We start from the raw sequence: 22,884 nt of genomic DNA, 5'->3' as shown, positions 1-22,884 counted from the left end.
TTAAAATTTAAAACAAAAAGAGATGTTCAAAAAAATATTAATTGCTAATAGAGGCGAAATAGCTTTGCGAATTATTAGAACGTGCAAAGAGATGGGAATTAAAACAGTTGCTGTTTATTCCAAAGCAGACGAAGAGAGTTTACATGTAAGGTTTGCCGATGAAGCTGTTTGTATAGGACCAGCAGCGAGTAGTGAATCTTATTTAAAGATTCCGAACATCATTGCGGCTGCCGAAATCACAAACGCAGATGCGATACATCCAGGATATGGGTTTTTATCTGAGAACTCTAAATTTTCTAGAATTTGTGCAGAGCACGAGATTAAATTTATAGGAGCTTCAGGAGACCAAATCGATAAGATGGGCGATAAAGCAACGGCTAAACAAACCATGAAAGAAGCAGGGGTACCTTGCGTACCCGGTTCAGAAGGTTTGTTAAAAGATGTAACTGATGCCAAAAAAGTAGCTAAAAAAATGGGATATCCCGTTATGATAAAAGCAACTGCTGGTGGTGGTGGAAAAGGAATGCGTGCCGTTTGGAGCGAAGAAAAAATGGAAGACTTATATAATAGTGCCGTTCAAGAAGCATCAGCTGCTTTTGGAAATGGAGCTATGTATATGGAAAAATTAATTGAAGAGCCGCGTCACATAGAAATCCAAATTGTCGGTGACCAGTATGGTAAAGCCTGTCATTTATCGGAACGAGATTGTTCTATTCAACGTCGTCACCAAAAATTAACCGAAGAAACTCCGTCTCCTTTTATGACCGATAAGCTTCGTGAAGATATGGGAGCTGCTGCTGTAAAAGCGGCTGAGTTTATTAAGTATGAAGGTGCGGGTACTATAGAATTTTTAGTAGATAAACACCGTAACTTCTACTTTATGGAAATGAATACCCGGATCCAAGTAGAACATCCTATTACAGAACAAGTAATAGATTACGATTTAATTAGAGAGCAGATTTTAGTGGCTGCTGGTGTTCCAATTTCTGGTAAAAACTATTTACCAAAATTACACTCTATTGAATGTAGAATTAATGCTGAGGATCCTTATCATGAATTTCGACCTTCTCCAGGTAAAATTACCACCTTGCATACGCCAGGAGGACATGGAATACGTTTAGACACCCATGTATACAGTGGGTATACTATTCCGCCGAATTATGATTCGATGATCGCAAAGCTAATTACAACAGCACAAACAAGGGAAGAGGCTATTAATAAAATGAAACGGGCTTTAGATGAGTTTGTTATAGAAGGAATTAAAACAACCATACCATTTCATAGGCAATTAATGGATCATCCTGATTATTTAGCGGGAAATTACACGACTAAATTTATGGAAGATTTTAAAATGAATCCAGCCACAGAATAACAAAAAACTCCGATAAGTCTATCGGAGTTTTTTTTAGCAGCGTATAGAACTTATGTATAGGAAAACAATAGTGTCCCAGAGGTATCTTTATTTTTCTTGGGGGTTTAAAGGTTGGTTAAACGTACTTTAAATTTATGGGTACGCTCTAAAAAGTGAAATCGCTTTGGACAAAAGACTAGTTTAAAAATAGTTTGATTACTTTACGAATAAGATAGATAAACAAGTAGTGTTATTCCTTGATAGATACCGATATAAAAAGCCCCAAAATTAAGTTTTTGGGGCTTTTGTTTTTATTGATGTACTGCGGTCTTTTGGAAAATATCAGGAATAGGGCTTGGTGCCTTCGAATTTCCATTAATTTCATCCTGTGCAATTAAAAAACGCTCGGGATAAATAGTTCCTGCATTAATTGGCAGTGGTAAAGCGATATCACTATCCGTTTTGCGAATTCTCCTAAAGTCATCAAAAGGTAAAATAGTACCAAAAGTTGATACGTATTTTTCTTCTAGAATTTCTCGCAGCAGGGCTTTGTCCGCAGTTATATTATCTGTATTCTCTATCCCTCCAGGTGCAAAATCTGTCACATCGTATGCAGCATACAAAGAAGTTAATCCCGCATCTCCGGCAAAGGCAGTGGCACTAGATAAATAGGTTCTTAATCTATTTAACTGTGTTAAACCTTCATCGAAATTTACTGTTCTGAATCCAGTTTCTGCCAAAATCATTAAGTTCTCTTCATAAGTAACTAAGGGCATAGTGGCATTTCCTGCACTTAACCTGTTTGCGTTAATTTTTGCTTGATCTAAAACATAAAAATCTCTTCTTTTTGATTCATTGGTTTTTGCATTATTTCTTGAAGTAACATTTAATGGGTTTAAAAGAATGTCTTGAATATACGAACCATCCGTAGTTAAATCTCCAGCTCTACTACCTCTTAAAATAAGGTTATATAAGCTACTGTTTTCGTCAGATGTACCATATTCAGCATAGGAAGCTGCATAGCGTAAAGAATTGGTTGCAGCATTGACTCCCAGGAGTGCATTTTGATAGGCTTCCCCATATTGACCATTCATTAAATAGTAGCGCGCTTTTAAGGTATAGGCTACTTGAATCCAAGAAACAGATCTTCCTCCTAATAGAATATCGTCTGAAAACCGCCTCGTTGTAGGGACGTTTCCAAGTTGGGCGATGGCTTCTGTTAAAAGTATCTGAGCGGCTTCAAAAATGCTTAATTGACCATCAAATGCAGCACCTTCTGGATTTCCAACATCAGAATAGGGGATGTCTCCAAAAAGCGATGCAGAAGTCCCTATAGCATGAGCTTCAAGCACGTTGGCCATTCCTTTTAAAAGGTTATCGTCTGAAGTTTCTTGAATAATCCTATTTTGAGTGATAACGCCGTGGTACAAATGTGCCCAGTTAGAATTTGATTCTTCGGGTGCAATATTATAATCATTAATTCTTTGGTACAAACTATTTATACCTCTCATTTGACCTGACCACATTTGAGAAATTCGCATTAAATGACCAGAGTTGATTTGAACATCGGCTAATTCCATCCCTTTAAAAATTAAGATGGGAGGAACGTCTATCGCCACGTTAGGATCTTCGTTTACATCTAAATAGGAGTCACAACCTATAAAAGAAAGGAGCAACATGCTATATATTATTTTGTTAATATATTTTTTCATAGTTATATTTTTAATAGTTAATAGTTATACCAAAAACAACAGATTTTGAACTAGGATTGGTAAAATAATCTAATCCTTTACCCAGTCCTGAGAATTGACTTACATCTGGGTCAATGCCATCAATTTTCGTCCATAAAAATAGGTTTCTACCTGTTGCAGAAATTTGGATCGATTCTAAGCCTGTTTTTTTGATGCCTTTACCATCTAAGGTATAGGCCAAACTCAATTCTCGTAAACGCGTCCAGCTAGCATCTCCGATAGCAAACTCATTAATCACAGAACCACCAAAACCACCACCAAGACTAGTGTACCAGCTTTCATCAAGTAAAACTGGACCCCCTCCAAAATCTTGAATGTTACCACGAACTGTTGATCCAGCTGCAAAGGTGGTACCTGCACTATTTATTAAATCTTGTGTTAAGGTTACTTCATTGCCAACATCACCATGTGTTCCAAAACCATAAAGTACATAACGAGTTCTTTCACCAATATCATTTCCTTGGCTAGTTTCAAACAAAACATTTAGGGATAAATTTTTATAGTTAGCTCTAAATCCTAAAGCCCCTTTCCAATCCGGGTTGGGATCACCCAAAACCTTATCTCCAGAAGTATCTAATTGAGGAAAACCGTTGGCATCCAAATCTAAACTCCCATCTGTATTACGCAATGCTGCACTACCTGTTAAAACACTAACAGGTTGCCCCACCAGTGCCGTTACATTAATAGAGGAGCCAGGACTAAAATTAGGACCAGGAAAGCCTTTTAAATCCAGAATTTCGTTTCTGTTTTGTGAGTAATTACCAAATAAACTTAAGGTTAGGTCTTCTTTCTTGAGAAAATCATAATTAAATTCTAGCTCAAGTCCTTTGTTTTCCAGTTCGCCAATATTTCCTAAAAACGAATCAAAACCAGAAGAGGGATCTAAGCTAACGTTTAAAATCATGTCTCTCGTATTGTTATAATAATAGGTACCAGATAAAGACAGTCTATTTCTAAAAAATCTAAAATCTAAACCTATCTCATATTCTCTTTTCTTTTCAAATTCTAAATTTGGATTTCCTTGGTCATCATTTAGTCTAAAACCACCGCCAAAAGCAAATAAAGAAATAGCATCTGAATAGGTCGAATACGAAGCCGTTTCATAACCTGTTTCAAAATTATGTGCATCTGGAGCTAATCCTACTTCTCCATAGGCCAAACGTAACTTTGCAAATGATAAGGCACTACTGGTACTTAAATCAAATAGATTGCTAAACTTTAAGGCAAATTCTGCACTAGGATACATGATAGATTTTGAACTAGAAGAAGCATCCTCGTAGGTAAGACCTAAATTAAGGTTCATAAGATCTTGAAACTCAAAAGCGGTCTGCCCATAAAAACGAACATTTCTTAAAATTAAGTCTCTTTGTTGGGTGTCAATGTTATTTGAAATAGACGGGTTTTGTAATCTACTATTGTATAAAAAGTCTATAGCCTCAACGTAAGTTTGCTTTCTTGTTCTATCATTTAAAGCTGCTCCTAAAGTAATATTGGTGCTTAAACCTTCTGACAGTTGAAAGTTCATTAAAGAAATAAAGTCGGTTGATATTTCTTTATTTTGAAAAATTTCATTTTTGTAGCGACCGTTGTTAGCGCCATCACCTGAAAATAAGGGTTGAAAATAAACCCGATCATCGTTAAAATAATCTAGACCACCTCTAATAACAAAGTTTAGCCACGGTGCAGCATTGATATTAAAATCAATAGAACTTAAAAAACGTTCCACTTTTGTATCACTAGTTTGTTCATATATAGTCCATAACGGGTTGTTATAGGTTGGGTTAGCAGTATCACCTAAATACCTTCTGTAACTTCTATGTCTAAAGGGCGTTGGGTTTCCATTGTTATCGTAATAGGTTCCAATGTAATCACTAATATCAAAATCTGCTGGATTTCTTAATAAACCCAAATAAATACCTGCGGTATTAGAACCTTGCTGAATTCTGTTTGAACTACTATTGGTATAAGCAATTTTCGCTGAGGTGCTTAACCAATCGTTAAATTTATAGGTATTTCCAAAGCTTAATGAGTTTCTTTTGTAATCACTATTTTTCATAATACCCACTTGATCTAGGTGCGCTGCACTGAAGTAAAAGGTAGCTTTTTCAGTACCCCCAGAGAGGCTTATTTTAGTGTCTTGTGCTAGGCCATTTTGAAAAACTTGATCAAAATTACTGTCGCTAAAAACAGCTCTTGAATTTTTACCACCCGAAGCTAAGGGATAGTAACGGTTGCCATTCGCTGCTTCAAAATACCTGCCAGAGGTATTAAAAACATCTTCTGCTCCAGAACGATCCGCAATTTTATCACCCCAAGAATTTGCCGCCGTCGGGCTATAGTTACCTCCAGTACCTTGACCGTAATTTTGTTGTAAAGAGTGAACTCTATTTATTTGGTCGACTGAGATTGAAGAGCTAAATGATGCTTTTAATTTACCTGCTTTTCCTCTTTTTGTCGTAATTACAATCACCCCCCCCAAAGCTCTAGAGCCATACAAAGATCCGGCAGACGCTCCTTTAAAAACCTGAATACTTTCAATGTCGTCAGGGTTAATGTCATTTAATCTAGATTGTTGTGAAACCCCAGCATCAGCATCGCTACCAAAACCTTCAAGATTACTATTGTTAATAGGGATACCATCCACAACAATTAAAGGAGCACTCCCATTTATGGAACTCACCCCTCTAATTTGTATGTTTGAACCTGCTCCTGGATCGGCGCTTGTCCCAGTAATATTTACACCAGCCGCTTTACCCGCTAGTCCATTTATTAAAGTGGGTTCTTTTGATCGCGTTACACTTTCAGCACCAATTACAGAATATGTTGAAGCTACATTATCTCTTTTTTCTTTAAAACCAAGTACAGAAACCACTACCTCGTCTAAAGCTTCAGCATCTTCTTTTAGTGTTACATTAATTGTCTTTTGACTCCCGACAACTATTTCTTCAGATTTATAGCCGATATAAGAAAATACTAATATCTGACCTGTAGTGGCATCAATAGTATAGTTACCATCAAAATCTGTAGTCGCCCCTTGAGTTGTGCCTTTTATTAAAACTGAGGCACCAGGCAAAGGTCCTGACTGATCACTTACATTCCCTGAAATAGTCTGGGAATTACCGTTAAAAATCGCTCCTATAGCGATTAGTAATATTAAAAATAGTTTTTGCATAGAATTAAGATTTTAAGTTAGTTATTTATTAAAAGGAGGTTCATCATTTGTTCTGCGGCTGCTTTGCCGATTTCTTGTATTGTTTCTTTGGGCGTGGCATCACCCATTTCATAGGTAATACCAACGGCACTATGCGCCATTAAAAACCAACCTTTTGACACAGGCTTTGTACTATTTGCTGACTGCTCGTTTACCTTGTAATTCGTTATGTTTTCCTCTAATTTTTTAAACCAATTTGAAATAAAGTCGGGCAAGCTAGTTTCTTCTCTAATTTCATTGGTATAAAAAACGTCATACCAAGTGGAATGAAAATCTAGACCCAAAATTAATTTTGAATTGTTTTGCTTTAATTCTTTAGTAATAAAAGTAACTGCATTTTTAATTTCTGGTTGGTGGTATTTTGACCAATCTCGATTGAGATCAATACCCCCTGCATTATGTCGCCAATGCCCAAGATCAACGCCATCCGGATTCATTATTGGGAATGCAATAACACGGTATTTTTCCAAAAAAGCAGTAGACAAATCAGACTTGTTTGTAACTGTCTTTAAGAATTCTTGAAAAGCAAAATAGCCTGTAACTTCTGGAGGATGCTGTCGTGTTAATAACACAATAATTTCTTTATTTTTAGGCTCACCTATGCCAATATCTAAAACAGGTAAGTTTCTATTTAGTTTTGATTTTCCAACACTACCTATTTTAATAGTGCTCTTGTTTTCATTGGCCAAATTTATATACCACTCTTTTACATGGGTAGAGGACTGTATTTCTTGAGCTGCAACTATTATTGGACTTTTAGTTACATTTAGTTTTATGGTTACTATTGTATCATTTTCAAAAACGGCGCTAGAATCTATGATGGTCCAGTGGCCATCAACTTTTAATTTTGGAAAATACCTGTGTTTGTATCCTTCAGGATATTCAAAAGTATAATACACAGGTTTTGGCTCGTTAGACCAAGTACTAAAAGCGTAATAGGGACTATTGTTTATGGGTGTGTTTTCTGGTATTATTTTTACGATCACCGTAGAATCATTTTTTTGTTCAAAACCATTTAGCCTTGCTCCGTCAAAATCATTGCTAGCATGTACCCCCAATTTATCTATGGTGTACATTTGTTTTTTTTGTAAAACAATAGGCCTTGTTTTGGTGTCAACTGGTGTTTCGAAATTTATTCTTTTAACCCCACAGGAGTTAAGCATCAAAAATACTAGGAGGGTAAGGATTGAGATTTTGTTTAATCTTTTCACTTAAAATTATGTTAAATAGTAGTTAAATGTATAACAAAATATTATAACAATCATAAATAATTTTAATAAGGTTGATAACTTTTTTATCATAAACCTAAATATTATGACCATTTTTGTTTATATCTTATAAACACGATAAAAGACATAAAGCAGATAGCTTGAATTTAATTGGAGTCTACTATTTTAACTAATTTGTAATTCATAAAAAATACAAACAACATGAGTATGAAAAATTTTAATTACGTATGCATCTTTTTAGTGGTACTTTCTTGTTATACCAAAGCATTTTCTCAGAATGAAGCTACAATAGATAAAAAATACACCGTAGAACTTGATAAGCTCGTAAAAAACAAACAGGTAAAAGCAGCGTATAGTTTTATTCAAAATAACGACGAAGAAACCATAAGCCAAATGATTGAGCTTACTGAGCTTATTGCACCACCCTTTAAAGAAACGGAACGAGGCTTATTATTTAAAAAAATGATTGAAAACGCGGGAGCTGATTCGGTCTGGGTCGATGAAGTTGGGAATGTATTAGCGCTAAGAAAAGGAACAACAGGAAAAAAATTAGTGGGTTTAGACGCCCATTTGGATGTTGTTTTCCCAGAAGGAACCGATGTTACTGTAAAAAAGGTGGGCGACACTTTAAAAGCACCAGGTATTGGCGATGACACAAGAGGTTTGTCTATGGTCATAGCCGTATTAAAAGCCATGAACCAAGCAAAAATTAAAACTGAAAATGATATCTTATTTGTGGGTTCTGTTGGGGAAGAAGGCCTAGGTGATTTAAGAGGGATGAAACATTTGTTTCAAAAATCAGATTTGAAAATTGATTCTTGGATTTCTATTGATGGAGGTGATATAGGCCGAATTAACAATGCAGCTTTGGGTTCAAAAAGGTATAAAGTTATTTTAACTGGCCCAGGCGGACATTCTTGGGGTAGCTTTGGTTTGGCAAATCCGCATCACGCTTTAGGTAAAGTGATTGATGAGTTTACCACCGCAGCATCAGCCTTTACCAGCTCAGGCCCTAAAACAAGCTTTAATGTTGGCGTTATCGGAGGTGGAACTTCGGTAAATTCAATTCCTTTTGAATCTACAATGGAAGTTGATATGCGTTCTGTTTCTGCACAAAAATTAGATGAAATAGAAGTTATCTTTAAAAATTCAGTAAGCAAAGCTGTTGCAGCCTACAATGCAACGAATATAAAAGATAAAATAACCGTAGAACTTCAAAAAATTGGGGATCGACCGTCAGGAGAGTTGTCAGAAAGTATACCATTAATTCAACGTGCTATGGCGGCAACGAAAACCTTTGGTATTACTCCTGAACTAACTATTGGTTCCACAAATGCGAGTATTCCTATAGCTATGAATATACCTGCAATTTGTATTGGTCGAGGCGGCGAAGGTGGTGGGGCTCATTCTCTAAACGAATGGTTCATCAATAAAAATGGTGCAGAAGCTATTCAATTGGCCTTACTCATCACCTTGTCTGAAGCAGGTTTAGCCAAATAAGCGTTAAAACGTAGATAGCATTTGAAACTTTAGTCGTTTTTATTTTTAAAAAGTAGTATATTTTTAGCTTATTGATGGCCAATGCTATGTTGTATCTTTATAGCCATAATTATTTCGTATGAACCTAAGCTATTGGGAATATAAAACGTGGCTCCACAATATAGATTTTACCATCGTTGGATCTGGTATTGTTGGCCTTAATTGTGCCTTATTTTTAAAAGAAGCACATCCGAACGCTAGAATTTTAATTTTAGAAAAAGGCATGTTGCCACAAGGTGCTAGCACTAAAAATGCAGGTTTTGCTTGCTTCGGAAGTATTTCTGAGGTCTTAGCAGACTTACAAACCCACTCCGAAGAAGATGTTGTACAACTGGTACAAAAAAGATGGGATGGTGTTCAGTTATTGCGTAAAAATTTAGGAGATAAAAATATAGATTTTCAAAATCTTGGGGGTCATGAAGTCTTTTTGGATAAACAAGAGGTACTTTTTGAAAACTGTATAGCGAATTTAGAACGTGTAAATACGCTTTTACATCCTGTATTTAAGGCCGATTCCTTTAAAAAACATCACAATAGTTTTCAATTTAAAGGGATTCAAGATCAGTACATCACCAGCGATTTTGAATCCCAAATCGATACAGGTAAAATGATGTATACGCTTTTAAAGAAGGTACAACATAAAGGAATTAGCATCCTAAATGCTATTGCCGTGGAAAGTTTTGTTGAAGGCGAAGCGCATGTTTCCGTTAAAACGAACCTCTTCGAGTTTACAACTAAAAAGTTGATTATTGCTACCAACGGCTTTGCATCCACCTTATTAAACCAAGATATAAAACCTGCAAGAGCGCAAGTTTTAATTACCAAACCCATAAAAAATTTGCATGTTAAAGGTACTTTTCATGTAGACGAAGGCTATTATTATTTCAGAAATATAGACGATAGAATTCTATTCGGCGGCGGTAGAAATTTAGATTTTAAGGGCGAAGAAACGATGACTTTTGGCGAAACAACACTAATTCAGAACCAATTAGAAACCATGCTTCGGGAGATAATACTACCAGAAACTGCTTTTGAAATTGAACATCGATGGAGCGGAATTATGGGGATGGGAATTCAGAAACGTCCCATAATTCAGCAACTGAGCAACCATACCTACTGCGGAATTAGATTAGGTGGTATGGGAATTGCAATTGGGAGTATTGTTGGTAAAGAATTGGCAGAATTAATCTAGCTTTGCACTTTTAAAAAGGTAACATACTTTTTATTAAATTTTTATAATTTCAATAATCACTTATAATTATGGAACAAAATCTTAAAAGCCAATTGTTTGCTTTCTGTAGGTCTTTTGCAGACAGCAGAATAGCTAGAATTTTAACGGCTATTGCAGATTTAAACGAGGCTCTTGATGATGAAACTAAAAGTAGCTCAGGTGATAAACATGAAACAGGTCGTGCCATGCTACAACTAGACATTGAAAAATCAGGGGTACAATTGGCTGAGGCTCAAAAAATGGCTAAAGTGCTTGAATTTGTGAATATAAAAACAAAGTCAGATTATGTGGGCTTGGGTAATTTGGTAAAAACAACAAAGGCGAATTATTTCTTAGCTATTTCGGCAGGGGAATTTAAAGCAGATGGGTTATCTGTGTATTGTATTTCTTCTGAAACCCCAATTGGGCAACTGTTATTTGGAAAGGAAGTAGGAGCTACTGTTAGGTTTAATGAAAACGAAATAAAAATTACGGAAATTCTATAAGATATAGCATCTCCGTAATTTTTTTAATTATTCTAGTTTACACTACTCAAGGTAATATCAAAAATTAAGACAGAGCCTCCAGGAATTCCTCTATAATCTAAACTACCATATCCTAACTGCGAAGGAACAATAAGGGTTCCGCTACCTCCTTCTTTAAAATAGGTAATACCTTCTGTCCAACCTGGAATCACTTGGTTTAAACCAAAAGTTACGCCATCGCCATTACTATCATCAAACACTTTTCCGTTCAGATAGTATCCTTTATAAATGACCGTGACTCTTGAATTGCTAACAGGTTGTTGCCCTGTGCCAGGATTGTCAATGACATAATATAAGCCACTATTGCTTCTGGTAGCCATTAAATTATTTTCTGCTACATAGGCTTGTATTTCTAGCTCGTTTTGTGCGGAATAATCTTTAATGGTTTGGTTTTCTTTGTCCTCACTACAAGAACTTATACTTAATAAAAGGCACACAAAAAGTAAACAATATTTCATAGGATAATTTTAGTTGTTTTTAGCGCAAATATAATTAAATACTCACATGTATTATTCTATTCTTTTGCCTTGTGTAGTGAAAGATAAACCTTGAGACCCTGAAGTAGAAATCATGATACCCTCAAAAAGCGGTTCTGGCGTATTGTTTTTTACTTTCCAATCAAAGATAAAATTAGCACCAGTACCTCCTTCTTTATCTCTCTCGCTAATGACTATTGCAGTAGTTTCTAAAGGATTTAAATAGATAGTTTTATCAATATAATGCCTAATATATTGCCCTTTAGTATCGAAATAATCAGCTTTTGTAATATATATAGTATCTGTTCTACTCGTATTTCTAATACTTACAGTTGCGGTTAAATCGTGTGTTAAATGTTCTGTTTCACTGTATATTTGAGAATAAATAGATAAATAGGTACTTCCGCTAAGTAGACTATCAGATAGCTTATGGGTCAATACTCTTGTGCTCCAATCAAGGTTTTTTTTGGCCTTTTCTTCTTCTTTTTCTCCGCAAGAATTTAAGATTAATAGGCTGCTTAAAAGTAGTATGGGAAGGTGATTTTTCATGGTATTTTAATTGATATATAAAAATAAACAATCTTAATTACTTAGTGCACAATAAAAGAGTATTACCATTCAGGTTTATTTCTGTTTACTTTTTTTTCTGCCGACTTCTTTTTTGATTTTAATCTTTTTTCAATTGCAGATTTACTAGGTTTTGTCGCCTTGCGCTTCTTAGGTTCTTTGAAAGTGTTTTCTAGTAATTTAAAAAAACGCTTAATGGCTAATTCTTTATTCCGAAACTGACTTCTGCTTTCATCACATTGCAACCATAAAATATTATCTTTCGTGAGTCTGTTTTTTAATTTTAACCCTATCTTTTCTTTTTCGCTATCGTTTAAACTTTTAGAATTAGGAACATCAAAAACAAGTGCTATTTTGGTAGCAACCTTATTTACATGCTGACCGCCTGCACCACTGCTACGAATTGCTTTAAACTGTAACTCTTGAATAATGTTCTCCTTGTTCACGATTAGTTTTTTAGCCTATTATTTATAATTTCTAAAGCGACATTTAAATACACGATGGTGTTTGTTTCATATGGTTTTTCTGAATTAAATAGAATAGTTTCTGTAGCATTCAAGGCCCCTTCTATTAAATAATAAGATCCTTTAAAGTACGATTTTTGTACACTTATTTTGAGTCCGTTTTTATCTGAAATACTTAATTCAGAGGGGTATAACAATACTGATTTATCAATAGTAGCATAGGGCTTTAGTTTTTCAATAGCAATTTCATTGACATCGCCAAATAAGGAGGCGATATACTTTTTTTTCGGAAAATGGTACAATGTTTCAGGCGTATCTTTAGCTATAATATGGTTATCCTTAAGGACGATAACTTCATCTGCGAACGAGAGTATATCGTTAGTGTCGTGAGAAGCAACAATACATGTAATTTCTTCCTTTTTTAAATATTCGAAAAGTCTTCGCCTTAAATTATTTTTTCTAGCATGATCAATGTGGCTAAAAGGTTCGTCTAAAAGTATGAGTTCGGGTTTTTGAGCTAAAACCCTAGCTAGTGCAACTCTTTGTTGTTGTCCTCCACTTAAATACTTAACCTTGGTTTTTGCAAAAGAGGTCATTTCTATCATTTCTAATAGCTCGTAGGTTCGTTTTTCGAGTTCCTCAGGGTAAAATACTGATAAAAACTGACTTACATTTTCCTCTACCGAAATAAAGGGCATTAAATCAAAATCTTGAGATAAATATTTTATAAATACTTCTCCAGGCACTAATTTAAAATCTGGACCTAAAATCTTGTGTTCTCCCCAAAATATAGCACCTTCATTAGGCTGAAGAATTCCGTATAGTAACTTGAGTAAAGTGCTTTTACCACAGCCACTTTCCCCAATTATAGAAATATGTGCTCCTTTAGTTACTTTAAAATTGATATTCGAAAGAATGGGTGATGCACCGTACGAAAAAGAAAGCCTTGAGACCTGTAACATGTTTTAGTTTAAATCTGTTGCAAAATTAGCATAAAAAAATCCGTTTTATAATAAAACGGATTTTAGATGTTCATCAAAACTAAATTCTTTAAAGTACACTTACTCCTTAAACTCTTTTAATACAGCTTGGTTCGGCAATGCATCGTATCCCATATTAAACAAGGTAAATGCCATTACATCTACTTGTTCGTTAATTATGGCTTCGGTTGACTTTCCAGCACCGTGACCAGCATTTACATCAATTCTTATTAAGGTTGGGTTGTCTCCGATTTGTTTTTCCTGAAGTGCAGCGGCAAATTTAAAACTATGCGCTGGTACAACACGATCATCATGATCGCCAGTAGTGATCATTGTTGCAGGGTATGCCATGCCTTCTTTTACATTATGAATAGGCGAATACGCTTTAATGTACTCAAACATTTCTTTACTATCTTCGGCTGTACCGTAATCATAAGCCCATCCAGCTCCTGCGGTAAAGGTATGGTAGCGCAACATATCTAAAACGCCTACAGCAGGTAGTGCTACTTTCATTAAATCTGGACGTTGTGTCATGGTTGCACCAACTAATAAACCACCATTTGAACCTCCTTTGATGGCTAAATGATCTGATGAGGTATATTTTTCTTTGATGAGATATTCAGCAGCTGCTATAAAATCGTCGAACACATTTTGTTTTTGAGTTTTAGTGCCTGCATCATGCCATTTTTTACCATATTCACCACCACCGCGTAAATTTGGAACGGCATAGACCCCACCTTGTTCCATCCAAATGGCATTTGTGATACTAAATGATGGGGTTAGGCTGACATTAAATCCACCATACCCGTAAAGTATCGTGGGGTTTTTACCATTTAATGCTAAGCCTTTTTTGTACGTAATCATCATGGGCACTTTGGTACCGTCTTTTGAGGTATAAAATACTTGTTTCGACTCGTAATCCGAAGGGTTAAAATCAATATTAGGTTTCCAATACTGTACATATTCGCCAGTTTCAACATTATATTTATACGATGAACCAGGGGTGCTGTAATTGGTAAATGAAAAATAAAATTCTTTATCTTCTTTTTTACCGCCAAAACCTCCAGCGGAACCTACACCAGGTAGTTTTACTTCTCGAACTAGTTTGCCATCATAATCATACTGTAAAACTTTTGAGATAGCATCAACCATATACTCAGCAAAAAAATAACCACCCCCTGTTCCTATGGAAAGGACATTATTGGTTTCGGGAATAAAATCTACCCAATTTTCTGGTGTTGGGTTTTTAGCATCCACGGTGACTACTTTTTGGTTGGGTGCGTCTTTGTTGGTCATTATAAACAATTTTGAACCTACATTTTCAACCACATAACTATCGGTAGAAGTGTCGCCTAAAATTGTTACAAAAAGTGCATTTGGATCAGATAAATCACGCATTAAAAGTTTACTACCTGAGGTAGATATTCTTGGATATATAAACAAATAACGACCATCTTCCGAAACAGTACCACTTACATAACGATGTTTTTCAGCAGCAACACCGCCATAAATTAATTCATCCTCTTTTTGAGAAGTACCTAATTTATGGTAGTATAATTTATGTTGATCTGTTTTAGCAGAAAGCTCGCTTCCTTTCGGTTTATCATAACTAGAATAATAAAAACCGTCATTCGCTTTCCAGGAAACACCAGAAAATTTTATATCAACAAGCGTGTCTTCAATTATTTCTTTACTGGCTGCATTCATTACAATCACTTTTCGCCAATCGCTGCCACCTTCAGAAAGAGAATACGCAGCAAGAGAGCCATCTTTAGAAAAACTTAAACCCGCTAAAGACGTAGTGCCATCTTTTGAAAAGGTATTTGGGTCAAGAAAAATTTCAGCATCTTCACTATCCCCTTTTTTACGATAGATGACTGATTGATTTTGAAGGCCGTCGTTTTTAGAAAAATAAGTGTACTCGCCTTCTTTAAAAGGCGAACCTAGTTTTTCATAATTCCATAATTTTTCCAATCTTTTTTTAAGAGCTGCCCGAAATGGAATATTGTCTAAATAGCCGTAAGTAACCTTATTTTGCTCTTTTACCCAAGCTTCAGTTTCGGTACTTCTATCATCTTCAAGCCATCTAAAAGGGTCATTGACAGCGATATCAAAATAAGTATCAACAGTGTCAACTTTTGCAGTTGTAGGATAATTCACAATAATTTTTTCTTTTTTAGGAGTTGTATCACAACTTACAATTGTCAATGCTGCAAGTGCCATAATTGTTAGGTTTTTCATTTTAAGTATATTTAGTTGTTCTAAAAATACAAGAAAAAAACCTTTGTAATATTCTAATTACAAAGGTTTTAACACATTTTAATATTTTAAATTTAAACTAATCCGTTGGCGATTAAATATTCTCCAATTTGTACGGCATTAGTCGCTGCACCTTTTCTTAGATTATCAGCTACAATCCACATATTTAAGGTATTTCTTTGTGTTTCATCTCTACGAATTCTACCTACGAAAACATCATCTTTATCATGGGCATAAATAGGCATTGGGTAGGTGTTGGTATCTGGGTTATCTTGTACAATAACCCCTGAAGCTTCACGTAATAATTTACGGACTTCTGCCAAATCAAAATCGTTTTCAAATTCAACATTTACAGATTCAGAGTGCCCACCAGCAGTAGGAATCCGTACCGCTGTGGCGGTTACCGAGAAGGTTTTATCGTTAAATATTTTTTGTGGTTCACGCGCTAATTTCATTTCTTCTTTGGTGTAGCCGTTTTCTAGGAAAACATCACAATGTGGAATGGCATTTCTACTTATGGGGTAGTTATACGCCATTTCCCCTTGAATCCCTGCAATTTCATTTTCTAGTTGTTGCACCGCTTTAAGTCCGGTTCCAGATACAGATTGGTAGGTAGAAATAACCACGCGTTTCATTTTATATTTTTTATGTAAAGGCGCCAAAACCAATACCAATTGTATTGTAGAACAATTAGGATTTGCAATAATCTTATCGTCTTTGGTTAATTGTTCAGCATTGATTTCTGGAACGATCAACTTTTTTGTCGGATCCATGCGCCAGGCTGAAGAATTATCGATCACCGTACTTCCAGCCTCGGCAAATTTCGGAGCCCATTCTAAAGAGGTATCTCCGCCTGCTGAAAAGATAGCTATTTCTGGTTTTGCAGCGACTGCATCGGCTAAACCAATCACTGTATAGTCTTTATTTTGATAGGTAATTTTTTTACCCACAGAACGTTCAGAAGCTACCAATAGTAATTCTGTAATAGGAAAATTACGTTCTGCTAGGACTTTGAGCATAACTTCGCCCACCATTCCGGTTGCTCCTACAACTGCTACTTTCATCTTTTCTCATATTTTTGAGAGGCAAATGTACTTCAATGGCACTTATATACCAAGATAATTTCTTGGGAATAATCAAAATATAACAAAATGTTATAAACGTAACAACAATAATGTATTGAGTTAGCTCATTTAATGTGTATTTTTCGGGCATCTTAAAAGTAAGTCATGATTCCTAAAGTTTACATTATTGATGATGATTTGGTTTCTCAATTTGCCACATTATATGCCGTAAAAAAAAATTGTATTTCCTTTGAAGTTGTAACTTTCGATAACGCAACGGAAGCATTGGAAATCATTAAAAAAGATATAAGTTCAAAAAAATACAAGCTCACTATCGTTTTAGATTTGGTGATGCCAATAGTTGATGGATGGGATTTTTTAGACCAGCTTAAAGCGTATTTGTTACCGGAGGTTTTTATTAAAATATTTATTCTTTCAAGTTTTCGGAATAGTAGTGATCGTGAAAAGGCAAAAATGCACCCTTTAATTCAAGGATTTTTTGACAAACCACTATCTCAGCTCAATGCGCAAAAAATACTTATCGATGCTCAATAGGTAGAAGATTTTTCAAAAGTGTTTCACTAGCTTTAAAATCAGTAATCCTAATGCAAACTACATTTTAGTATGCAACGAAATGAATTGAGTAGGGTAATTTGTACGTACAAAGTAAAGAGCCGCGCTTGGGCACCTTTCGTGAAATGAACGTCCTTTATTCAACCTGGGTTTTTTGTTTAACCAGGGCTCATTAAAAAAAACCGTCAATACCATTAGCGAAATGGAAATGACGGCTTTAGGATGAATACTGCAGTGCAGCGGTTATACCTTCACTTTAAAGGTATGAATAGCTTTATTTTTTTAATAAATCTCTAATTTCAGCTAATAGTTCTTCTTGAGAAGGGCCTTTAGGTGCTGCTGGAGCTTCTACTTTAGCTTTTTTCATTTTTGTTACGCCTTTAATCACCATAAACATTACGAAAGCAACGATAATAAAGTCGATAATATTGGTTAAAAACTCACCATATAATAAAGCTACTTCGCCTACTTTTTCGCCAGCATCATTCAGAGTTCCAGGTTCAAGAATAAATTTTAATTTTTTAAAGTCTGCTTTGAAAATTAAACCAATTAATGGAGAAACGATACCAGCCGTAAAAGAGGCAACTACTTTATTGAAAGCAGCACCCATCACAAAAGCAACGGCAATATCTACTAGATTGCCTTTAATTGCAAATTCTTTAAATTCTTTTAACATAATTAGGTGTATTAGTTATGGTTAATGGTTAAATGTAGTGCAATGTAGCAAAAAAAGATTTTATAGTTGATTACAACGTACTATTTTAAGTATTGATTATTTTTCTTTTAACACGTTGTGATATTCCTGTTATTAATTCATACGAAATGGTTTTAGCTCTTTCTGCAAAACTATTGGCCTTAGCCTCTGGTCCAAAAAGGATAACCTCATCACCCTCGGCACAATCTATGCCTGTAATATCAATCATGATCATATCCATACAGGTATTGCCAATAATAGGGGCAGCTTTGCCATGTACACTAACAATTCCTTTCCCGTTTCCATAAATTCTACCAATACCATCGGCATGGCCAATAGGTAAAGTAGCTGTAGTCATATGTGTATCGGCTTTAAAAGCTCTGTTATAGCCAACACTTTGGTTGGCTTTAATTTCATGAATTTGAGAAATATTTGTTTTTAAGGTAGCTATCGGAACTAGTTTTTCATCATATTGGGTCTCATTTCCAAAGCCATACAAGCCAATTCCGCTTCGTACCATATCGAAATGGGCTTCAGGGAAATTTAATATCCCGGAAGTATTGGCTAAATGCTTGAACGGTTTATACGCTAGACCTTTATCAACTTCGCTAGCTATTCTGGTAAAACTAGCTATTTGGTTTGATGTAAACTCTCTTTCATTTAAATCTTCAGAAGCAGCCAAATGCGAAAAAATGGAAGCTACTTTTACGGCATCAGTATTTTTTAAGATTTGTAGCACTTCTGCTACTTCGCTTTCGTTAAAACCCAACCTGTTTAAACCTGTGTTAAATTTTAAATGTACTGGATAATTTTTCTGTCCGCATTTTTCTGCCGTTAGGATAAATTCTCTTAAAATTCTTTTGGAATACATGGCGGGTTCTAAGCACCGGTCAATAATAGTATCAAAACTCACCATTTGCGAATGTAAGACCAAAATAGGCAGCATAACACCTGAATTTCGGAGTGTAACACCTTCCTCAGCATAAGCAATAGCTAAATAATCAGCCCCAATTTCTTCTAATTTTTTAGAAATTTCAACGGAATCACTACCATAGGCAAAAGCCTTTACAACACCCATAAATTTAACGTTTGGACTTAATCGACTACGTAAAAAGGTATAATTATGTGTTAAGGCGTTTAGATTAATTTCCAGAACTGTTTCTTGTGCTTTTGACATCAGAATTTATGTTTGAATCTTTAATTTGTTCAGCTGTTACCTCAATATCTTTAACTTTTTCCCTAAGCATCGCCTTATAAAAAGCAGCTCTACTTAATGGTTCGTAAGCTTCGGTTTCTCCTAAAAGCACTAATTTATCGTTCGAAGATTTTCTAAAACTATAATTGGCTAAATTTCCTGTTCGGGTACAGATAGCATGAACTTTAGTTACATATTCTGCTGTAGCCATTAAAGCTGGCATTGGTCCAAAAGGATTTCCTTTAAAATCCATATCTAATCCAGCAACCAAAACGCGTACTCCTTTATTGGCCAAATCATTACACACATTAATAATTTCATCATCAAAAAACTGAGCCTCGTCGATTCCTACCACATCACAACCATCAGCTAATAGCCTAATATTTGCCGCTGCAGGTACCGGCGTAGATCTAATTTCATTAGCATCATGTGAAACGACCATTTCTTCATTGTAGCGGGTATCAACTTGAGGCTTGAATATTTCAACTTTTTGCTTGGCGAACTGGGCTCTTTTGAGTCTTCTGATCAATTCCTCTGTTTTTCCAGAGAACATAGAACCACAAATAACTTCGATCCAGCCAAATTGTTCTTTAGGGTTAACAGTATTTTCAAGAAACATTTTGTATTTTTAGACGAAAGTAATACGTTTTTCGTTTTGATTATAGTAAAGCTTTAAAATTACTTAAGAACAATGGTCTTTAACGATGAGTATCACAACGATGTTTACCATTAAAAGTAATTAAAGATAACGGATAAATTAGAGTGTCACCGATGAAAAAAGAATTGAAAAAGAAACTAATTAAACTCGCAACAGAAATTATTACGGCTGATGATATCACTGAGATCACTCAGTTGTATGAAACATCAAAAGAGCTGTATGAAAAATTAGCAGTTTTAAAATTTATTGAAGAAGAGTTAAACCATATTGAAGTTGATGTTTCAAAAAATGCAATTGCTGCCAAATTTGAAGAAATGGCCAATGCGGTAATGAACGAAAATAAAAAAGTGCCGGAAAGTAATCCCCACGAAGAAGATATTATGATTCCAGGTATGGATACTATAAAAGATATGGTTTTAGAAATGCCATTTACGGAGGATGCCGAAGATGTTTTTGCTGATTTTATGGCAAAACCTGCTTTAATGAAAAATGATAAAGATTTGTTTATGCCTGTTGAAACGGCAAAAAAAAGTGCGGCAGAGGCAAAAAAGTCAATCAATGAAAACTTTCAGAAAGAATTTAAAGTTGGTTTAAATGATAAACTAGCCTTCGTGAAACATTTGTTCAATAATAATATGGAAGATTACAATCGCGTAATCTCTCAGTTAGCCACCATTAATAGCGAAGAACGTTCTATAGCTTTCATTGTAAACATGGTAAAACCAGATTATAAGCAATGGGAAGGTAAAGAAGAATATGAAACAAGATTTTTAGAATTGATTGCTCGTAAGTTTTCTTAAACGGGTTTTATAATAAAATGATATTTTTGCCAGAAGTTTATTTCCTAACTTCTGGTTTTTTAGTTTTATAAAATGGGTAAATTATATATTGTTCCAACACCAATAGGCAATCTCGAGGACATAACACTCAGAGCCATTCGTATTTTAAAAGAAGTAGACTTAATTCTCGCTGAAGATACCCGTACCAGTGGTAAACTTTTACAGCACCTTGGGGTGACAACACCCATGCAAAGCCATCATATGCACAATGAGCATAAAACAGTAGATGGCATTATAAAAAGGTTAAGCGCAGGGGAAACTATTGCTGTAATTTCTGATGCTGGAACGCCTGCCATTTCGGATCCTGGATTTTTATTGACTCGCGCTTGTGTGGAACATGATATTGAGGTTGATTGTTTGCCCGGGGCAACGGCCTTCGTACCTGCCTTGGTCAATAGTGGTTTGCCTAATGATAAATTTGTTTTTGAAGGGTTTTTGCCTGTAAAAAAAGGGAGACAAACTCGATTGACCTTTTTAGCGGATGAAACAAGAACCATCATTTTTTACGAATCGCCACATAAATTATTAAAAACATTAGCCAATTTTATTGATTATTTTGGGGCTGATAGACAAGTTTCTGTTTCGCGTGAGTTAACTAAATTATATGAAGAGACCATTCGCGGGACAGCCACAGAAGTATTAGAGCACTATACCAACAAGCCTCCAAAAGGAGAAATTGTGATTGTTGTTGCGGGTAAAAAATAGTTTTTGTTATTTGTAAAAACAATTTTAAAAAACATACATATACCCAATACTAATGACATTACAGGATTTTAAAAACAAACTACAGCAAACACCTGAAAAAGTAGAATTCTTGGATACTATGGCGGTTATTGAAGCCAACTATGAGTTTACACCAACAGCTTTTTCAAACGGAACACTCCATAATGCCTCAGGAGAAAATTCAGGTTCTTGTAAATTATTTTCCTTTGCTCAAAAACAAGGTTTTTCTAAAGAAGAAACTCTAGCCTGTTTTGGGCAGTATTATTTTGATGCTGTTGTAAATAATCCAAAGGGTACAGACCACCAAAACATTAGAAATTTTATAAAAACTGGTTTTGACCAATTGACCTTTGATTCAGAAGTACTTATTGAAAAATAAGTATAAAAGCTAAAAGAAAAAAGCTTACATTGAACCTATGGAGTTAGCACCTTGGGGTATCGCTGTTTTTACGGTCATTGTAGTTTATTATTTAGATCGATGGGAAAATAAGCATATCAAGTCTTTGTTTGATTGGGTTCCAGCAATTTTACTGGCCTATATAATTCCTGCCATCATTTCTTTAGTGTTACAAGTAGATTATTCACAGGCAAGTATTCATAATTTCTCTAAAGACTACTTTATTCCTTTAGCTATTATTGCGGTCATGAGCAGTTTGTCACTATCTCAGTTAAAAGCTATTGGCTGGAAACCTATTGTGCTTTTTGCAGGTGGCTCTATGTTTATTGCAATTTTCCCCGTTGTACTCGCCATCTTTTTTTTATCCTCTGATTTAGTTTCAGAAACCTTAGTGCATCAAGAATATTGGAAAGGAATTCCGCCTATTGTAGGGAGCTGGATTGGCGGAAGTACAAGTCAATTAGTTTTAAAAGAATTGGTAGAATGCCCCGAAAACATTTTTTTATCTGTTCTAGTGATGGATAATATTTTGGTCAATATTTGGACTATTTTAATGTTTCAAACCATTAAAAAAAGCAATTTTTTGAATAAAAAGTTTAAAATCACCAACCTTTTAATGCCCGAGGATATTCGTGAGGAAAAAGGCAAAAAAATAAAACCTCTTTTAGGTTTTACCATTTTATTAGCGACTGTTTTTCTCTCAAATTTTTTAATTGAAAGTTTTGTGGTTAAAATTGTGATGCTTTCTATATTAGGTCTTTTGTTAAGTAATTTTATAAAGCCATGGAATTTTAAATTTGCTTTAAAATTCGGTGCCATTCTTATTATAGTTGTGATGGCGGTTTTAGGCTTGAAACTACAATTTGCGACTTTAGGTTTTAACTTTTATTTCTTAGGATTTTTAGCTATTTGGTTGGTTGGTCATTTTATTTTTATGGTTTTATTAGCCAAATTTTTAAACATAAATATGGCTTGGGTGCCTATTGCTAGTATGGCCAATGTTGGTGGTATTGCTACCGCACCAGCAGTAACAGCTGCTTACGAGAAAAAATGGATGCCACACGCTATTGTATTGGCCATTTTAAGTATGGCAACAGGTACGTTTTGGGGAATACTAACCATTTATTTATTGAAAACTTTTTTAATTTGATGATCAACA

21 protein-coding genes are annotated in these 22,884 nt (G+C 35.1%); 9 read left to right on the top strand and 12 right to left on the bottom strand.

All coding sequences use genetic code 11. From position 1 onward, the window contains the following. Positions 1–22 precede the first annotated feature (22 nt). On the top strand, positions 23–1,372 hold the full coding sequence (gene accC / locus GQ45_RS10220) for an acetyl-CoA carboxylase biotin carboxylase subunit (protein ID WP_047417529.1): 1,350 nt from the start codon (positions 23–25) through the stop codon (positions 1,370–1,372). A gap of 290 nt (positions 1,373–1,662) precedes the next feature. On the opposite strand, the gene GQ45_RS10215 is transcribed toward accC, so the two are convergent. The 3 genes from GQ45_RS10215 to GQ45_RS10205 are packed head-to-tail and all read right to left on the bottom strand — an operon-like array spanning position 1,663 to position 7,389. Further along, the gene (locus GQ45_RS10215; protein WP_047417526.1) at positions 1,663–3,063 is read right to left on the bottom strand and encodes a SusD/RagB family nutrient-binding outer membrane lipoprotein; all 1,401 of its coding nucleotides are present in this window, start codon (positions 3,061–3,063) and stop codon (positions 1,663–1,665) included. A gap of 10 nt (positions 3,064–3,073) precedes the next feature. Next, on the bottom strand, positions 3,074–6,274 hold the full coding sequence (locus GQ45_RS10210; protein ID WP_052188189.1) for a SusC/RagA family TonB-linked outer membrane protein: 3,201 nt from the start codon (positions 6,272–6,274) through the stop codon (positions 3,074–3,076). A gap of 17 nt (positions 6,275–6,291) precedes the next feature. Continuing rightward, positions 6,292–7,389: a M14 family metallopeptidase gene (locus tag GQ45_RS10205; protein WP_231555182.1), complete on the bottom strand. Its 1,098-nt coding sequence runs from the start codon at positions 7,387–7,389 to the stop codon at positions 6,292–6,294. A 360-nt stretch (positions 7,390–7,749) separates the two neighbouring features. Between GQ45_RS10205 and GQ45_RS10200 the strand changes: the two genes are divergently transcribed. From GQ45_RS10200 to GQ45_RS10190, 3 genes are all read left to right on the top strand, one after another. Continuing rightward, positions 7,750–9,042 (top strand): M20/M25/M40 family metallo-hydrolase, encoded by a 1,293-nt coding sequence (locus GQ45_RS10200; protein ID WP_047417522.1) that lies wholly within the window; start codon positions 7,750–7,752, stop codon positions 9,040–9,042. Positions 9,043–9,160: 118 nt separating this feature from the next. After that, positions 9,161–10,273, top strand: a complete 1,113-nt coding sequence (locus GQ45_RS10195) for an FAD-binding oxidoreductase (RefSeq protein WP_047417519.1) — start codon at positions 9,161–9,163, stop codon at positions 10,271–10,273. Between the two features lie 68 nt (positions 10,274–10,341). After that, on the top strand, positions 10,342–10,797 hold the full coding sequence (locus tag GQ45_RS10190; RefSeq protein ID WP_047417517.1) for a 3-oxoacyl-ACP synthase: 456 nt from the start codon (positions 10,342–10,344) through the stop codon (positions 10,795–10,797). 32 nt (positions 10,798–10,829) lie between these two features. Here the strand turns inward: GQ45_RS10190 and GQ45_RS10185 are convergent, their stop codons facing one another. From GQ45_RS10185 to GQ45_RS10160, 6 genes are all read right to left on the bottom strand, one after another. Then, positions 10,830–11,294, bottom strand: coding sequence for an FKBP-type peptidyl-prolyl cis-trans isomerase (locus GQ45_RS10185; RefSeq protein WP_047417515.1), 465 nt, complete (start codon positions 11,292–11,294; stop codon positions 10,830–10,832). 51 nt (positions 11,295–11,345) lie between these two features. After that, the gene (locus tag GQ45_RS10180) at positions 11,346–11,861 is read right to left on the bottom strand and encodes a DUF3124 domain-containing protein (RefSeq protein ID WP_047417512.1); all 516 of its coding nucleotides are present in this window, start codon (positions 11,859–11,861) and stop codon (positions 11,346–11,348) included. A 62-nt stretch (positions 11,862–11,923) separates the two neighbouring features. After that, the gene (gene arfB / locus GQ45_RS10175; RefSeq protein WP_047417509.1) at positions 11,924–12,325 is read right to left on the bottom strand and encodes an alternative ribosome rescue aminoacyl-tRNA hydrolase ArfB; all 402 of its coding nucleotides are present in this window, start codon (positions 12,323–12,325) and stop codon (positions 11,924–11,926) included. 2 nt (positions 12,326–12,327) lie between these two features. Further along, positions 12,328–13,305, bottom strand: coding sequence for an ABC transporter ATP-binding protein (locus GQ45_RS10170; RefSeq protein WP_047417507.1), 978 nt, complete (start codon positions 13,303–13,305; stop codon positions 12,328–12,330). Positions 13,306–13,404: 99 nt separating this feature from the next. Beyond that, positions 13,405–15,564, bottom strand: a complete 2,160-nt coding sequence (locus GQ45_RS10165) for a prolyl oligopeptidase family protein (protein WP_047417504.1) — start codon at positions 15,562–15,564, stop codon at positions 13,405–13,407. Between the two features lie 92 nt (positions 15,565–15,656). After that, positions 15,657–16,646, bottom strand: coding sequence for an aspartate-semialdehyde dehydrogenase (locus GQ45_RS10160; RefSeq protein WP_047417502.1), 990 nt, complete (start codon positions 16,644–16,646; stop codon positions 15,657–15,659). A 165-nt stretch (positions 16,647–16,811) separates the two neighbouring features. On the opposite strand from GQ45_RS10160, the gene GQ45_RS10155 reads away from it, so the two are divergent. Beyond that, complete coding sequence (locus tag GQ45_RS10155; RefSeq protein ID WP_047417500.1) at positions 16,812–17,201, top strand: response regulator; 390 nt, start codon at positions 16,812–16,814, stop codon at positions 17,199–17,201. Between the two features lie 292 nt (positions 17,202–17,493). On the opposite strand, the gene mscL is transcribed toward GQ45_RS10155, so the two are convergent. The 3 genes from mscL to GQ45_RS10140 all read right to left on the bottom strand — a co-directional run bounded on the left by mscL (position 17,494) and on the right by GQ45_RS10140 (position 19,727). Further along, entirely contained in the window at positions 17,494–17,895 is a 402-nt protein-coding gene (mscL, locus tag GQ45_RS10150) for a large conductance mechanosensitive channel protein MscL (RefSeq protein ID WP_047417498.1), read from the bottom strand. 85 nt (positions 17,896–17,980) lie between these two features. Beyond that, complete coding sequence (gene alr / locus GQ45_RS10145) at positions 17,981–19,090, bottom strand: alanine racemase (RefSeq protein ID WP_047417496.1); 1,110 nt, start codon at positions 19,088–19,090, stop codon at positions 17,981–17,983. Continuing rightward, a complete protein-coding gene (locus GQ45_RS10140) occupies positions 19,056–19,727 on the bottom strand; it encodes a thymidine kinase (RefSeq protein ID WP_047417493.1) in 672 nt (223 codons plus the stop codon). Before GQ45_RS10140 ends, alr begins: the two co-directional genes overlap by 35 nt. A gap of 152 nt (positions 19,728–19,879) precedes the next feature. Between GQ45_RS10140 and GQ45_RS10135 the strand changes: the two genes are divergently transcribed. The 4 genes from GQ45_RS10135 to GQ45_RS10120 all read left to right on the top strand — a co-directional run bounded on the left by GQ45_RS10135 (position 19,880) and on the right by GQ45_RS10120 (position 22,875). Beyond that, positions 19,880–20,566 carry a hypothetical protein gene (locus GQ45_RS10135; RefSeq protein ID WP_047417491.1) on the top strand — a complete coding sequence of 229 codons (687 nt, stop codon included), beginning with the start codon at positions 19,880–19,882 and terminating at the stop codon, positions 20,564–20,566. Between the two features lie 72 nt (positions 20,567–20,638). Beyond that, on the top strand, positions 20,639–21,310 hold the full coding sequence (gene rsmI / locus GQ45_RS10130; RefSeq protein ID WP_047417489.1) for a 16S rRNA (cytidine(1402)-2'-O)-methyltransferase: 672 nt from the start codon (positions 20,639–20,641) through the stop codon (positions 21,308–21,310). 52 nt (positions 21,311–21,362) lie between these two features. Continuing rightward, positions 21,363–21,707: a HopJ type III effector protein gene (locus GQ45_RS10125; protein ID WP_047417486.1), complete on the top strand. Its 345-nt coding sequence runs from the start codon at positions 21,363–21,365 to the stop codon at positions 21,705–21,707. A 37-nt stretch (positions 21,708–21,744) separates the two neighbouring features. Next, entirely contained in the window at positions 21,745–22,875 is a 1,131-nt protein-coding gene (locus tag GQ45_RS10120; protein WP_047417482.1) for a DUF819 family protein, read from the top strand. Positions 22,876–22,884: the final 9 nt, after the last annotated feature.

The sequence above is a fragment of the Cellulophaga sp. Hel_I_12 genome (assembly GCF_000799565.1).
Classification (GTDB): Bacteria; Bacteroidota; Bacteroidia; order Flavobacteriales; family Flavobacteriaceae; genus Cellulophaga.
The sequence above is the reverse complement of the archived record's forward strand: the minus strand, read 5'-3'. Positions and strand labels throughout refer to the sequence as shown.

Bases quoted from the DNA above. Each gene is read 5' to 3' on its own strand.
- GQ45_RS10120 (WP_047417482.1), top strand. From the start codon at position 21,745: ATGGAGTTAGCACCTTGGGGTATCGCTGTTTTTACGGTCATTGTAGTT.
- mscL (WP_047417498.1), bottom strand. From the start codon at position 17,895: ATGTTAAAAGAATTTAAAGAATTTGCAATTAAAGGCAATCTAGTAGAT.
- GQ45_RS10190 (WP_047417517.1), top strand. From the start codon at position 10,342: ATGGAACAAAATCTTAAAAGCCAATTGTTTGCTTTCTGTAGGTCTTTT.
- rsmI (WP_047417489.1), top strand. From the start codon at position 20,639: ATGGGTAAATTATATATTGTTCCAACACCAATAGGCAATCTCGAGGAC.
- GQ45_RS10185 (WP_047417515.1), bottom strand. From the start codon at position 11,294: ATGAAATATTGTTTACTTTTTGTGTGCCTTTTATTAAGTATAAGTTCT.
- GQ45_RS10170 (WP_047417507.1), bottom strand. From the start codon at position 13,305: ATGTTACAGGTCTCAAGGCTTTCTTTTTCGTACGGTGCATCACCCATT.
- GQ45_RS10125 (WP_047417486.1), top strand. From the start codon at position 21,363: ATGACATTACAGGATTTTAAAAACAAACTACAGCAAACACCTGAAAAA.
- GQ45_RS10180 (WP_047417512.1), bottom strand. From the start codon at position 11,861: ATGAAAAATCACCTTCCCATACTACTTTTAAGCAGCCTATTAATCTTA.
- GQ45_RS10135 (WP_047417491.1), top strand. From the start codon at position 19,880: ATGAAAAAAGAATTGAAAAAGAAACTAATTAAACTCGCAACAGAAATT.
- GQ45_RS10210 (WP_052188189.1), bottom strand. From the start codon at position 6,274: ATGCAAAAACTATTTTTAATATTACTAATCGCTATAGGAGCGATTTTT.
- alr (WP_047417496.1), bottom strand. From the start codon at position 19,090: ATGTCAAAAGCACAAGAAACAGTTCTGGAAATTAATCTAAACGCCTTA.
- GQ45_RS10165 (WP_047417504.1), bottom strand. From the start codon at position 15,564: ATGAAAAACCTAACAATTATGGCACTTGCAGCATTGACAATTGTAAGT.
- GQ45_RS10215 (WP_047417526.1), bottom strand. From the start codon at position 3,063: ATGAAAAAATATATTAACAAAATAATATATAGCATGTTGCTCCTTTCT.
- GQ45_RS10195 (WP_047417519.1), top strand. From the start codon at position 9,161: ATGAACCTAAGCTATTGGGAATATAAAACGTGGCTCCACAATATAGAT.
- GQ45_RS10140 (WP_047417493.1), bottom strand. From the start codon at position 19,727: ATGTTTCTTGAAAATACTGTTAACCCTAAAGAACAATTTGGCTGGATC.
- GQ45_RS10200 (WP_047417522.1), top strand. From the start codon at position 7,750: ATGAAAAATTTTAATTACGTATGCATCTTTTTAGTGGTACTTTCTTGT.
- accC (WP_047417529.1), top strand. From the start codon at position 23: ATGTTCAAAAAAATATTAATTGCTAATAGAGGCGAAATAGCTTTGCGA.
- GQ45_RS10155 (WP_047417500.1), top strand. From the start codon at position 16,812: ATGATTCCTAAAGTTTACATTATTGATGATGATTTGGTTTCTCAATTT.
- GQ45_RS10160 (WP_047417502.1), bottom strand. From the start codon at position 16,646: ATGAAAGTAGCAGTTGTAGGAGCAACCGGAATGGTGGGCGAAGTTATG.
- GQ45_RS10205 (WP_231555182.1), bottom strand. From the start codon at position 7,389: ATGTACACCATAGATAAATTGGGGGTACATGCTAGCAATGATTTTGAC.